Origin of the sequence: Enterovibrio baiacu (assembly GCF_004120195.1) — a bacterium.
GTDB lineage: Bacteria > Pseudomonadota > Gammaproteobacteria > Enterobacterales > Vibrionaceae > Enterovibrio > Enterovibrio baiacui.
The window spans coordinates 1-13,324 of the sequence record NZ_SCHN01000023.1 but is presented as its reverse complement, the minus strand read 5'-3'; the positions used below and the strand labels follow the sequence as shown (position 1 = coordinate 13,324).

The following is a 13,324-nucleotide window of genomic DNA, read 5'->3' as shown; positions in this document are numbered from 1 at the left end:
CATTTTTCCTTAGCGGTCGCTAATTAAGTATCAAACCTTCTCCAAAATAAAATTGAAGTGTTTCTCATTTGTTGCACTTGAGTGAAGTTTTTATGAGATACAAATCACCTAAGGTAAATAATTGGACGAAATGCGTACAGTGGCATAGGCGAAAGTTGTCGCAAAGAAGCCAAATGGTGTTTTTAAGTGAATGTCGGGAAAAGCGCAGTGGCAGCAACGCGCTAGGATGGGGAATGTTACGTGCTCTAAAGGTTTAGCCCCTCAAAACGAAGAATACTGAGCCAAAAACGGATGTTTCTTGTTTGTAACTAAAAAGAGCCATGTGTCGCGATAAGAAGGCGAAAGATAAAAACAAATGAGTATAAATATGAACAATTATGCATATTGATTTTTGTGGGCGCTACCTTCATCATCTCGCGGAAAATTGCTGGTAACACCTGCAATACCAATACTAAAAGAATACATTCAAAGGGATGTCGAGCCGATCAGGGTTCGAAGCATCCGCATCTTTTGATAAGCATGTTTCTTTTGCTTATCACTTCAAGTCACACGCTCCCTCGTTGGAGACGTTTTCGCTGGCAAGAATGTTTATGCGTACAGAGAGGTAGGCGTGGTAAGTCTGGTTAATTTTTTGAATGACCTGATCTGGGGATCAGTGTTGATCTATCTCCTGATTGGCGGTGGTATTTTCTTCACTCTGCGTCTTGGGTTTATCCAAGTGCGTCATTTTGGTCACATGTTTAAAGTGATGAAGAACAGCCGCAAATCAGATAAAGACGGCATTTCGTCTTTCCAAGCGTTGTGCACCAGTTTGGCGGCGCGTGTTGGAACAGGAAACATGGCAGGCATCGCTGTCGCGTTGACGCTTGGCGGCCCTGGCGCAATATTCTGGATGTGGCTTATCGCCATTTTAGGCATGGCGACAGCATTTGCCGAAAGCACGCTCGCACAGCTCTACAAAATCCGTGATGAAGACGGAAATTTCCGTGGTGGCCCTGCTTACTACATGGAGAGAGGGCTAGGCATGCGTTGGATGGGCGTGGTGTTTTCTGTCTTGCTCATTATCGCGTTTGGTCTCGTGTTTAACTCAGTGCAAGCAAACTCTATCACCCAAGCCGCTTACGTCGCGTTTGGTGCCGATCCCCTTTATGTTGGTATCGCGCTGGTTATTTTATCTTCCTTTGTCATTTTTGGCGGCATTCGTAAAATCGCCCGCACTGCAGAGATCATCGTTCCCTTGATGGCGCTCTTGTACTTGGTGCTTGCGGTCTACGTGATGCTCACCAATCTTGAGAAAGTACCTGACGTACTATCACTGGTTTTCCGCAGTGCGTTTGGCTTAGAAGAAGCGGCGTCGGGTGCATTGGGTTACACCGTGGCGCAGGGCATGGTTCAAGGGATCAAACGTGGTTTGTTTTCCAACGAAGCCGGTATGGGTTCTGCGCCCAATGCAGCGGCAACGGCAACGCCATACCCGCCTCACCCTGCGTCACAAGGGTATGTGCAGATGCTGGGTGTGTTCGTTGATACCATTGTGATTTGTTCGGCGACCGTGGCGATCATTTTGATGTCGGGGGAATACATGCCCGGTAGCGATATTACGGGCATTGAGCTGACCCAACGGGCGCTCTCTAGCCAAGTGGGTGAGTGGGGCGGAATATTCATAGCCGTGGCAATTTTCTTCTTCGCGTTCACGTCGATCATTGCTAACTACTCGTACGCCGAAACGAACCTGATCTTCCTTGAGCATAACCACAAGGTAGGGCTCAATGTTTTCCGCTGTATCGTGCTGGGCATGGTGATGTTTGGCGCCTTGGCTGAGTTACCGATTGTGTGGGTAATGGCTGACACCTCAATGGGCTTGATGGCCATTGTTAACATGATCGCCATCTTGTTGTTGTCTGGCACGGTGATCAAGCTTGCTAAGGATTACAACCAACAGCTCAAACATGGCAAAGTGCCTACATTCGATAGCCGCCAATACCCAGACATGCTGAATCAAATTGAACCGGGTGTATGGGGCAAAGCGCCTGAAAATGCGCAAGACCAAACCACACGGTAAGAGAATGGCGGCGTTATAGGGAAAACCCATCAGAGCCATAGGAAAAAGCCATGCCTCACCGCGTGGCTTTTTTGCCTTTAAATGTTAACCTTTTAGCAAGTAAACATTGAGGGAAGAACATTATGCTTATCGTGGTTTCACCTGCGAAAACCTTGGATTACGAATCGCCATTGGCCACTGAGCGCCATACTCAGCCAACGCTGACCGCGCATTCTGAAAAGCTGATTGAAGTGTGTCGTAAGCTTACTCCGGCGGACATTTCTGGCTTAATGAAAGTGAGCGATAAGATCGCGGGGTTAAACGTAGCACGTTTTGCAGAATGGTCGCCGACATTTACAACAGACAATGCTCGCCCTGCGGTATTGGCATTCAAAGGCGATGTATACACAGGCCTTGAAGCTGAAAGCATGAGTGATGATGATTTCACGTGGGCACAAGACCACCTGCGTATGTTGTCTGGTTTGTATGGCTTACTTCGTCCTCTGGATTTGATGCAGCCATACCGTTTGGAGATGGGCACAAAGCTGGCGAATGAGCGCGGCACAAACCTCTATCAATTCTGGGGTGAGATCATCACTAACGAATTGAATGCAGCGCTGGCAGCACAGAATGACACGCTGCTCGTGAACCTTGCTTCCAACGAATACTTCAAAGCGGTTAAACCTGCGAAGCTGGACGGAAAGATCATCACGCCCGTGTTCAAAGACTGCAAAAACGGCCAGTACAAGGTCATTAGTTTCTACGCCAAGAAAGCGCGTGGCATGATGGCGAGATACATCATTGATGAGCGTATCGACAGTGTTGAAGGGTTGAAAGCCTTTGATCGTGCAGGCTACTGGTTCAGCGAAGAAGAATCTAACGATAAAGAGTTGGTGTTCAAGCGCGAAGAGCAGTGAGCCGCGGTTGCTAGAAAACACGCGATAGCAAATAAAAAAGGTTAGCCGAGGCTAACCTTTTTTTGTTTCGGGATGGTTTTCGTTAAGCAGTGGCAAGGCGCAGTTAACGCTCGTGCCACTGGTAACACTCATCGATATTACGCCGTTGGATTAACTGGTTTGCTAGGGGCTTCATCCTTGTTGTTTTGCGCGGTGTTTTCCTCTTGCTCGCGTGCGAAACGATGCTCCCAGTAATCCGCATTTTTGATGCCGAGTTTCACCGGATCGAAGGTGTATTTCTCTACGCCTTCTTTCTGTTGGCGCTCGTAGTCTTTCAGCGCTTTCAATGCCGGTCTGCCCAAGAAGAAGATGGTGAGAATACCGACAATGTTTAGCCATGCCATTAAGCCAACACCCACATCACCCATCGCCCAAGCAAGGTTTGCTGCTTTGACGGTTCCGTAGAATACCGCGGTCATCAGCACAAGCTTTAGCACGAACATCATTCCCGGCAACTTCACGCTGCGGCGGATATACGCAATGTTGGTTTCTGCGATGTAGTAGTACGCCAAAATGGTGGTGAAGGCGAAGAAGAACAGTGCGATGGCAATGAAAGGCTTGCCCCAGCCAGGCATGGTACTTTCGATGGCAAGCTGTGTGAAAACAGGGCCGTTAGCCGCAATTTCTGCCGCGACGTTCTGCACGATATACGCATCACCCATACCATGTACATTGTACGCACCAGTGATGAGGATCATGAAGGCCGTGGCAGAACAGACAAGCAAGGTATCAATGTAAATAGAGAACGATTGCACCAAGCCCTGTTGAGCTGGGTGCTGAACGTTTGCAGCCGCTGCAGCATGTGGTCCTGTACCTTGACCTGCCTCGTTGGAGTAAACACCACGTTTAACGCCCCAACCGATAGCCGCACCAAAGCCTGCCATTGGCGTGAAGGCATCACCGATGATCATTGAAACAATCCCCGGGATTTCAGTGATGTTCAATAGAATGATAACGAACGCGATGATGATGTAAGCCAATGCCATAAAAGGCACCACGACTTGCGTGAAACTGGCGATACGTTTTACGCCACCAAAGATGATAAAGCCAAGCAGTATTGAGATGATCGATCCGGTGATGATCTTCGCCAAGCTGATGGTACCAATGGCAGTGTCGATCATTTCGCCTGACCCAAACGCCGCTTCAATGGCATTACCAATGCTGTTGGATTGCACACCCGGTAGCAGTACACCACACGCGAAAATGGTTGCGATGGCGAAAATCCATGCGTACCACTTTTGGCCCATGGCTTTCTCGATGTAATAAGCAGGACCACCACGGAATTGGCCGTTATCATCTTCTTTATAAATCTGTGCCAGCGTTGATTCTGTGTACGCGGTGGCTGCGCCGAGGAAGGCGACGACCCACATCCAGAAGACGGCACCAGGGCCACCAAAGCCGATAGCCGCGGCGACACCTGCAATATTACCGGTACCTACACGGCCTGATAGCGAAACGGCCAATGCTTGGAACGATGAGATACCTTTGTCTGAGCTTTTCCCTGACAAGAGCAGACGGCACATTTCGTTAAACTGGCGAACCTGAACAAAACGCGTGGCAATGGAATAAAATAGGCCTGCACCTAAACACAAGTAAATAAGGACTGGGCTCCAAATTATACTGTTCAAAAAATCTACAAAAGATTGCATTAAAAGATCCCTCTAAGACAAAACGTTGGATTGGTATTTTTGTAATCAGATAGCAGGATAGTCTCAAAATGATCGTTATTGTTAACGCTTTGTGCTGTTATTGTGATGCGTTGTGAGCCTGATCTGTCGTCGAGGTCGATTTCGCAGTGAGAATAATTCGCTGAGGTTTTGGGGATGGGAATAAAAAAGGAGACGAATCGTCTCCTTTTTCGGGGTTAGTAAGCACTTATATTCATATTGCGAAGTGATTAGCTGGCTTTTTTGGCTGCTTTTTTCGCTTTCTTCTTCGCTTTAGCTTTCACCACTTTGGTTGGTAGCTTTTTCTTTTTCTTCTTGAAAAGCGGTTTTTTGTGCGACGGCTTTAGGCCTTCGACGTAACGTTCTTTGACGTCTTCTTCCATGTAACGGCAAATACGATCCATCATTGGCTGATCGTGCGCTTCGACAAGAGAAATGGCGTTGCCTTTCTTGCCTGCGCGCGCGGTGCGGCCAATACGGTGTAAGTACACGTCTGCGGTACGTGGAAGGTCGTAGTTGATCACGTGGCTGATGTCAGGCACGTCAATACCGCGAGCAGCAACGTCCGTCGCCAGCAGGATATTGATTTCACCTTTTGTGAAGCGTTCGATCGCAGCGCTACGTTTTGCTTGTGCCATCTCGCCTTGCAGCCAACCACATTTGATTTGCTCTGATTCCAGCATGGTACGTAGTGCGGCAAGACGCTCACGGGTTTTCACGAAGATAATCGCGCGCTCTGCTTGGTGCGCCAAAATGGCTTTCAAGATGTCATGCTTGTGATTCAGGTTGTCACAGCGGTAGTACCACTGCGTGATTTTCTTGCGCTCACGACGCGGTGGCTCAACGGTCACTTCAACAGGATCGGTCAAGATTGCTGTCTTGAAGCCTTCAATGCCTTTGCCTTCAAGCGTTGCTGAGAACAGCATACTTTGCTTGCGCCAGCGACATTCATCTGACAAACGGTCAACCGTTTTGCCGAAGCCCATGTCTAGCATACGGTCAGCTTCGTCAAGGATCAGGCTTTCAATGGCGCGGCAATCAAAGCGCTCTGCATCGATGTATTCCATCAAGCGGCCAGGCGTCGCTACCACAATATCTTGGGTTTTCCCTAAGATCTCAGCGTGCTCTTGGTAAGAGATACCACCGGTGATGGTAAACACTTTCAGGTCAGTGTGCTTCGACAGCTCACGTGCTTGGTCAGCAACCTGAATAGCAAGTTCACGTGTCGGTGTCAGGATCAGCACGCGGGCTGGACCTGGTTTTTGACGAGGGAAGTCAAGCAGGTGTTGCAGCACTGGAAGCAAAAACGCAGCTGTTTTCCCTGTGCCCGTAGGGGCAGACGCCATAATGTCACGGCCATCCATACCATGAGGGATCACGTCAGCTTGGATTGCTGTTGGTCGCTCAAAGCCCATTTCATCCAGCGCTAATAGCAGTTGAGGATCCAGTTCTAATTCAGCAAAAGTTCGCACGCGTTATATTCTCCACTCAAAGTTAGGGGCGAATTATAGAGATAATTTCAAGCGTGATCATCACATCTTGAGGTAAAAATCCTTCGTTAAGGAAATAAAGTCTTGTGTATATGCACCTTTGTCTTGAATTACAAGGTGTTGCATTGCGATCTTTTCGCTCGGCATTGATGGCGGTAATGCCGATTTTGATGCCAAAGTGATCAATTTTCGGGTTACGGGCTTACTGGGTGTCGCTTTTACTTCTGTGATCCGCAGGCAAACCAGATGATGCGCTTCTGCCGATGCAATAAGTTTGTCAGCTTCTACAGAGGGTAAGATCAAATGCGCCTGCCCGGTGGGTAAAAGTCGCGCATTTATCACTTTTAATAACATCGCGTGCGAAAGTGTGTCTGTGTGACGGGCGGTTGCACGTCGTGCATCATTGGCTTGCTCGCCTGAATTGAAGTAAGGCGGGTTGCAAATGATGGTGTTAAACCGCGCGCAGGTATCCCACTCAGTGACATCTTGTTGTGCGACCGTGATTCTGTCTGCCCAAGGTGACGCGGCAGCGTTTAACGCCGCGGTTTCTGCTGCGTGTTGATCAATATCGACCGCCATGATTCTCGCGCCCAAAGCACGCTGCGCCAGCATCAGCGATAAAAGGCCTGTGCCTGTTCCAATGTCCAACACGGCATCGTCTTCAGCGACATTTGCCCATGCGCCGAGCAGCACCCCGTCAGTACTCACTGGCATGCCGCAGCCGTTGTCTTCGATCGAAAATTGTTTGAATTGGAAGCCTTTACTCACGCTTACTCCACAGGCGGCAATATTGCTCGCGATTAAATAACAGACAAATATGTTGCTGAAATGTTGACAATTTAACCTTTTAAAACCTATTTCATAAACCAGTCTTGATATTATATTTGGTTTTATATGCTGATTAATTTAATGAAACTGGTTTATTAATCCTATTTTCGATCCACTATTGTCTGGCTGGTGAAACTTCGTCATTATTCTGCTGAATCGGCATGGATTAGTAAAAACAACTAAAACACTAACCAGTTGATTACAGATAACTTAGGCAAACACACAAGGGTAGTATGAAGTGAGAGAGAGTTTAAAGGTTAGTGACATACTCGCGCTAGGGTTTATGACCTTCGCGTTTTTCCTCGGTGCAGGCAATATCATCTTTCCACCGCAAGCAGGTTTCCTTGCTGGTGAGCACACATTTTCTGCCATGCTCGGTTTTCTTATCACCGCGGTAGGCCTCCCATTGATTGGTATCATTGCTGTTGCCGTTGCTGGTGGTGGCTGGAAAGGGCTAACGCGTGATTTGCCAACGTCTGTGGCAACGCTGATGGCGGTTCTGATTTTCATCATTATCGGCCCTGCGTTTGCGGCACCACGTGCAGGCCTTGTGGCTTACGAAATGGGCTTTAAGCCATTTTTGACCGACGCGGGACAACTTGAGCTTTCTTTGTTCTCCGTGGTGTTCTTTGCTATCGCAATGTTCTTCTCGCTATCACAAGGTAAGCTTATTGACACCATTGGTAAGCTACTGACGCCTGCGCTTTTTGCGGCACTGGCTGTGCTTGCTATCGCGGTAGTGGTTAACCCACAAAGTGATATTGTTGCGGCACAAGGTGCGTACGTTGACCAAGCGTTCACAACGGGCTTCCTTGAAGGTTACAACACCATGGATACCTTTGCGGCGCTGATGTTCGGTATGCTGATCGTCGATGTTATCCGCAAAAAAGGCATTACTTCTGAATCGCAAACCTGCAAATACTTGATTTACGCAGGCATCATTGCGGCTGGCGGCTTGGCGTTTGTTTACGTTTCTCTGTTCTACTTGGGTGCAACCGCATCGTCTGTGGCGGGTGGCGCAAGCAACGGTGGTGAAATCCTTGCGGCATATGTTCTGGCGTTGTTTGGCCCTGCCGGCCAAATCATCTTGTCGACCATCATTATTCTTGCCTGTTTGACCACGGTAATCGGTCTGGTGTCAGCATGTTCTGATTACTTCAGCACGTTGACAGACAAACTGAGCTACCGCCAGTGGGTTGTTGTGCTGTCGATTGTCTGTGCTGTTGTGGCAAACGTTGGTCTGACGCAGTTGATTGCGATTTCTGTGCCTGTTCTGTTCGCACTTTACCCTGTTGCGATTGCACTGATTGCCCTCACGTTTGTTCGCCGCTTCATGCCTAACCCAGCAATGGCATACCGTGTTGTACTGAGCGTATCGCTGATTTTTGCCCTGATTGATGCTGCGAAAATTCTCGGTATTGATGTGTCATTGTTTAATGTTCTGCCATTGTTCACCTATGGCATGGCGTGGCTAATGCCAACTGTGATCGCGCTGGTTGCAATGCGCTTTGTTGGCGCAGCAAAAAGCGAATCTTCACACGCGTAACAGATGACGATACCCGTGATTTAAGTGCTTTCGTGTTCAGGTGTTCTCGGTGAAGTTGGCGTAGGAACTGGCATTGCTGAAACGTGAAAATGAGAGACAAAAAAACCACCGCATGCGGTGGTTTTTTTATGGCGATGCATTTACAGCATGGCAGCATATTCGGTCAGCACCTGTTCACACCAGGTCGCAATGCGCTCATCGCTTAAATCGTATTGGCTGTCTTCATCTAATGCGAGGCCGACAAATTGGGTTTTGTCTTCTGTGAGTGCTTTTGAGGCTTCGAAGGTATAACCATCGGCAGGCCAGTAACCAATAAAACGTAATCCAGTTGGAAGCAGTTGATCGTGAAGCATGCCCATGGCATCCAAGTACCATTCGGCATAGCCTTCTTGATCGCCTAGCCCAAACAGGGCGGCGACTTTCCCATTGAGGTTCAAGCCGTCAAGCTGCGTCCACACCGCTTCCCAATCTTCCTGCAATTCACCGAAATCCCACGTAGAGATCCCCAGTAACAAAAGATCGTATTGATTCATCTCGCTGACAGGCACGTCTTTGATGTTATGAATATCGACCAGTTCATCACCTAAAATGTCGCGGATTTTTTCCGCTGCCATTTCTGTGTAGCAGGTGGTTGAACCGTAAAACAAACCTATCTTCATTCTGTCTTCCTACTTTTGCGCGTGGCGAGATTTTACCTGCCTCGTCGTGGCTTCTCTACCCTTGTTTCGTCTGATTTAATGAGACATCGTGACATGAAAGAAAGCTGAAGCACGCGGAAACATTGCAATATTACCAATGTGAGGTAACGTGATACTTAGCGAGATGTATTGTTAAGTGAGTGAATAGTGGAACAAAACGCCAGTTTGGTCGAACAGTTTTTAGACGCGATGTGGATGGAGCGAGGGTTATCTGAAAATACCTTGGCCTCTTACCGCAACGATCTGTTGAAGCTTTGCCATTGGTTGGAAGAGAAAGGGGTATTGTTAACCCAAGTACAAACCTCCACCCTTCAAGACTATCAGCATTGGTTGTTTGACCAAGACTATAAACAAACCAGCCGCGCTCGTATGTTGTCTGCGATGCGTCGATTGTTCCAGTATCTGTATCGAGAAAAGCAACGCGAAGACGACCCAAGTGCGACGCTAATTAGCCCTAAGTTACCAAAGCGATTGCCGAAAGATCTCAGCGAAGAACAAATCGAGGCCTTGTTGGATGCGCCTGATGTGGAAGACATGTTGGAGCTGCGCGACAAAGCCATGATGGAACTGCTCTACGCGACGGGGCTGCGTGTCACTGAGCTGATTAGCCTGACGACGGAAAACGTTAGCCTTCGCCAAGGCGTGGTACGCGTGATCGGTAAAGGGGGTAAAGAGCGCTTGGTGCCTATGGGGGAAACAGCTATCGATTGGCTTGATCAATTCATGACCTACAGCCGACCACAATTGCTGGGGGAAAAATCATCAGATGTGTTTTTCCCGAGCCGACGTGCGCGCCAAATGACGCGACAAACGTTTTGGCATCGTATTAAGTTTTACGCGGCGCTGGCGAATATCGACAGTGAGCTGTTATCGCCACACGTATTGCGCCATGCATTTGCTACCCACTTGCTGAATCACGGTGCGGATTTGCGCGTCGTACAAATGCTATTGGGACACAGCGACCTGTCGACGACGCAAATCTATACCCATGTCGCAACAGAGCGCTTAAAACAGCTACACCAAGAACACCATCCTCGGGCATAATGTTGCGTAATTTCGCGACTTTTTTTATGTCGAGCCGAGACTTTTTCCCCTTTCTCCGGTCTGAAAAAGTGTTAGTTGGTCTGCAAGAGGCAGGCTATTTGCAACAGTTAGGATAAAACACTATGAAATTCAAACGACTGCTAGCTGGCGTTATGTTTACTTCAGCACTGTTGTCTATGGGTGCGCAAGCTGCAGAAGGGGCAAACCAAGAGGCAATTAACGGTGTGATGGCGAAGTACCGCCTTAACGTTGAAAGCATTGAAGCATCACCGGTTGATGGCATTTATGAAGTGGTAACAAGCGGTGGCATCTTTTACGCGAATAAAGACGCGTCTTACTTTTTCTATGGCCAGTTGTTCCACAACACGGAAAACGAATCGATTAACCTGACCGACATCACCACCGCGAAACGCAACAAAGCAGTGTTTGACGCGGCAAAGGTTGAGAAAGAGCTGATTGTTTACCCGGCGAAAGACGAAAAGTATGTGGTGAACGTGTTCACCGACACGACGTGCGGCTATTGCATGAAGCTTCACAGCGAAATGAAGCAATACAACGATGCCGGTATCACCGTGCGCTACTTGGCATTCCCACGCTCTGGTGAACGCTCGCCAAACATCCCTCAAATGAGTGCGATTTGGTGTGCGGATGACAAAGTGAAAGCGATGGATTTGGCGAAAGCGCGTAATTTTGATGAAGAATCAAATCAATGCACTGACGTGATCCGCAGCCACATGGCGCTCGGTAGCACAGTGGGTGTAACGGGTACGCCAGCGATTTTGCTTCAAGATGGCTCACTGCTATCAGGTTACCTTCCTGCGCCACAACTGCTGCAAGTGCTTGAGCAAAAAGCAAAGCAATCTTAATCCAAACAAGGTGCACGCTTAGGTGTGTGTTTGGTGACGAAATACAAATGAAAACGCAGGTACTTCGCCTGCGTTTTTTTATTTTTAGGCATACCTAAACGCGCGACTGTCCACCGTTTCTACCTTCAATTCCTTGATAGGGGTTTCGCTTTGCTTCTCGAGCGGTAGAATGACAAAGAGTTTTGCTTGCGCATGCCTTTGCCCGCGCTCTTGCCGTCTGATACAGGTTCTGTTCAATGATTGAAATTAAACGTCGTCATGCGGCGGCTGATGCCGTATTCCCCGCGTCTATTCCGCCTCTTCTCCAGCGTATTTATGCTAACCGTGGTGTCACCAGCGAAGGCGAACTCGAACGCAGCGCCAAAGGCCTTCATGGCTTTAATGAATTCCATGGTATGGACAAGGCAGTGGCGATCTTGGCTGCGGCCATTGCTGACGGTAAGCGAATCATCATCGTGGGCGATTTCGATGCGGATGGGGCAACCAGTTCGGCATTGTCTGTGACGGCGCTACGCATGCTGGGGTGCTTCAATGTGGATTACTTGGTGCCAAACCGTTTTGAAGACGGATATGGCCTAAGCCCTGATGTGGTTGAACAAGCGGCGGCGAAAGGCGCCGAACTGATCATGACGGTTGATAACGGTGTGTCATCGATCGAAGGTGTCGCAACGGCAAAAGCCAAAGGCATTCAAGTGGTGGTGACAGATCACCACTTACCTGGCGATGTTCTTCCTGATGCGGATGCCATGGTTAATCCGAACTTAAACGAATGCGGTTTTCCATCAAAGTCTCTGGCGGGTGTCGGTGTAGCATTTTATTTGATGCTTGCGCTGCGCGCCCATCTGCGTGACATCGGCTGGTTTACGCAAAAGAACATCCCAGAACCTAATTTGGCCGAAGTGCTGGATTTGGTGGCGTTAGGCACCGTGGCAGACGTGGTAGCGCTCGATACCAATAACCGTATTTTGGTGCACCAAGGTTTGATGCGTATTCGAGCAGGAAAATGCCGCCCTGGTATTCAAGCGCTGATCGAAGTGGCGAACCGCAATATGACCACCTTGGTGGCGAGCGACTTTGGTTTTGCTCTTGGCCCTCGCATCAATGCAGCAGGGCGCTTGGATGACATGTCATTTGGTGTTGAATTGCTGCTGAGTGAAAGCTTGCCTGCTGCCCGCCAAATGGCGAGTGAATTGGATGCATTGAACCAAACGCGTAAAGACATCGAACAAGGCATGAAAGAAGAAGCCATGGCGATTTGCGAGCGTTTGCAGTTTGGTGAGCAAACCAAGTTGCCGTGTGGACTGGCCTTGTTTCAACGCGAATGGCACCAAGGTGTCATCGGCATTGTGGCTTCGCGTATTAAAGACAAATTCCATCGCCCTGTTATTGCCTTTGCAGATGGCGGGGAAGGCACAATCAAAGGCTCGGCGCGCTCCATCGTGGGCCTTCATATGCGCGATACGTTAGATTTAATTGATACGCAAAACCCCGGTTTGATTAAGAAATTTGGCGGTCACGCCATGGCGGCGGGGTTAACCATCGCCGAAGCGGATTTTGAACGCTTTTCGCGCTTATTCGATGAGGCCGTTAAATCCGTGATCAGCGAAGAAGAACTGAAAGGCGTGCTGATGTCTGATGGCGAGTTGCTACCCACAGAGATATCGCTGGATGTGGCTGAAGTACTTCGCAGCGGCGGTCCGTGGGGACAAGGCTTCCCGGAGCCACTTTTCGATGGCAAGTTCAAAATTCTTCACCAGAAGCTGGTGGGCGGAAAGCATCTTAAAATGATGCTAGAGCCTGTGATGGGTGGGCAAATGGTCGATGGTATCGCCTTCAATATTGATGTACGCCGTTGGCCTGACCCGTCGGTTCAGCTTGTCGATTTAGCGTATCGCCTTGATGTGAATGAGTTTCGCGGCAATCGTACCGTGCAGCTGATGATTGAGCATATGGCGGCGGTGTAGGATTGTAGAGCTTGTAAGAACAGGTCCTAGGAAGAGCAGGTCCTAGATCCTTGGAGGAGCGAAGAGCTAAAGCGAAAAGCTTGACGCTACTTCGGACCTTCAAAGAATCGTTGCAGGACCCAGGACCCAGGACCCAGGACCCAGGACCCAGGACCCAGGACCCAGGACCCAGGACCCAGGACCCAGGACCCAGGACCCAGGACCCAGGACCCAGGACCCAGGAC

At 49.1% G+C, this 13,324-nt stretch carries 10 protein-coding genes; 6 read left to right on the top strand and 4 right to left on the bottom strand.

Going from position 1 to position 13,324, the window contains the following annotated elements; genetic code table 11:
• Positions 1 to 610 precede the first annotated feature (610 nt).
• Together EQP46_RS20915 and yaaA are read left to right on the top strand one after the other, a co-directional pair.
• On the top strand, positions 611 to 2,062 hold the full coding sequence (locus EQP46_RS20915) for an alanine/glycine:cation symporter family protein (RefSeq protein ID WP_129495485.1): 1,452 nt from the start codon (positions 611 to 613) through the stop codon (positions 2,060 to 2,062).
• A 122-nt stretch (positions 2,063 to 2,184) separates the two neighbouring features.
• Positions 2,185 to 2,958 carry a peroxide stress protein YaaA gene (gene yaaA / locus EQP46_RS20910; protein ID WP_129495484.1) on the top strand — a complete coding sequence of 258 codons (774 nt, stop codon included), beginning with the start codon at positions 2,185 to 2,187 and terminating at the stop codon, positions 2,956 to 2,958.
• 137 nt (positions 2,959 to 3,095) lie between these two features.
• On the opposite strand, the gene EQP46_RS20905 is transcribed toward yaaA, so the two are convergent.
• From EQP46_RS20905 to EQP46_RS20895, 3 genes are all read right to left on the bottom strand, one after another.
• Entirely contained in the window at positions 3,096 to 4,646 is a 1,551-nt protein-coding gene (locus tag EQP46_RS20905) for an alanine/glycine:cation symporter family protein (RefSeq protein WP_129495483.1), read from the bottom strand.
• 248 nt (positions 4,647 to 4,894) lie between these two features.
• Positions 4,895 to 6,136 (bottom strand): ATP-dependent RNA helicase SrmB, encoded by a 1,242-nt coding sequence (gene srmB, locus EQP46_RS20900; protein ID WP_129495482.1) that lies wholly within the window; start codon positions 6,134 to 6,136, stop codon positions 4,895 to 4,897.
• Between the two features lie 60 nt (positions 6,137 to 6,196).
• On the bottom strand, positions 6,197 to 6,922 hold the full coding sequence (locus EQP46_RS20895; protein WP_129495481.1) for a tRNA1(Val) (adenine(37)-N6)-methyltransferase: 726 nt from the start codon (positions 6,920 to 6,922) through the stop codon (positions 6,197 to 6,199).
• Between the two features lie 298 nt (positions 6,923 to 7,220).
• Here EQP46_RS20895 and brnQ point away from each other — a divergent pair, with 298 nt between their 5' ends.
• Complete coding sequence (gene brnQ / locus EQP46_RS20890; RefSeq protein WP_129495480.1) at positions 7,221 to 8,528, top strand: branched-chain amino acid transport system II carrier protein; 1,308 nt, start codon at positions 7,221 to 7,223, stop codon at positions 8,526 to 8,528.
• Positions 8,529 to 8,668: 140 nt separating this feature from the next.
• Here the strand turns inward: brnQ and fldB are convergent, their stop codons facing one another.
• Positions 8,669 to 9,187 (bottom strand): flavodoxin FldB, encoded by a 519-nt coding sequence (fldB, locus tag EQP46_RS20885; RefSeq protein ID WP_129495479.1) that lies wholly within the window; start codon positions 9,185 to 9,187, stop codon positions 8,669 to 8,671.
• Positions 9,188 to 9,373: 186 nt separating this feature from the next.
• Between fldB and xerD the strand changes: the two genes are divergently transcribed.
• The 3 genes from xerD (at position 9,374) to recJ (ending at position 13,100) form a co-directional block, all read left to right on the top strand.
• Positions 9,374 to 10,270 (top strand): site-specific tyrosine recombinase XerD, encoded by an 897-nt coding sequence (gene xerD / locus EQP46_RS20880; protein WP_129495478.1) that lies wholly within the window; start codon positions 9,374 to 9,376, stop codon positions 10,268 to 10,270.
• Between the two features lie 122 nt (positions 10,271 to 10,392).
• Positions 10,393 to 11,136, top strand: coding sequence for a thioredoxin fold domain-containing protein (locus tag EQP46_RS20875; RefSeq protein ID WP_129495477.1), 744 nt, complete (start codon positions 10,393 to 10,395; stop codon positions 11,134 to 11,136).
• Between the two features lie 236 nt (positions 11,137 to 11,372).
• On the top strand, positions 11,373 to 13,100 hold the full coding sequence (gene recJ / locus EQP46_RS20870; protein ID WP_129495476.1) for a single-stranded-DNA-specific exonuclease RecJ: 1,728 nt from the start codon (positions 11,373 to 11,375) through the stop codon (positions 13,098 to 13,100).
• Positions 13,101 to 13,324 lie beyond the last annotated feature (224 nt).

Coding starts and splice junctions, on each gene's coding strand:
- yaaA (WP_129495484.1), top strand. CDS start 2,185: ATGCTTATCGTGGTTTCACCTGCGAAAACCTTGGATTACGAATCGCCA.
- EQP46_RS20905 (WP_129495483.1), bottom strand. CDS start 4,646: ATGCAATCTTTTGTAGATTTTTTGAACAGTATAATTTGGAGCCCAGTC.
- fldB (WP_129495479.1), bottom strand. CDS start 9,187: ATGAAGATAGGTTTGTTTTACGGTTCAACCACCTGCTACACAGAAATG.
- EQP46_RS20875 (WP_129495477.1), top strand. CDS start 10,393: ATGAAATTCAAACGACTGCTAGCTGGCGTTATGTTTACTTCAGCACTG.
- recJ (WP_129495476.1), top strand. CDS start 11,373: ATGATTGAAATTAAACGTCGTCATGCGGCGGCTGATGCCGTATTCCCC.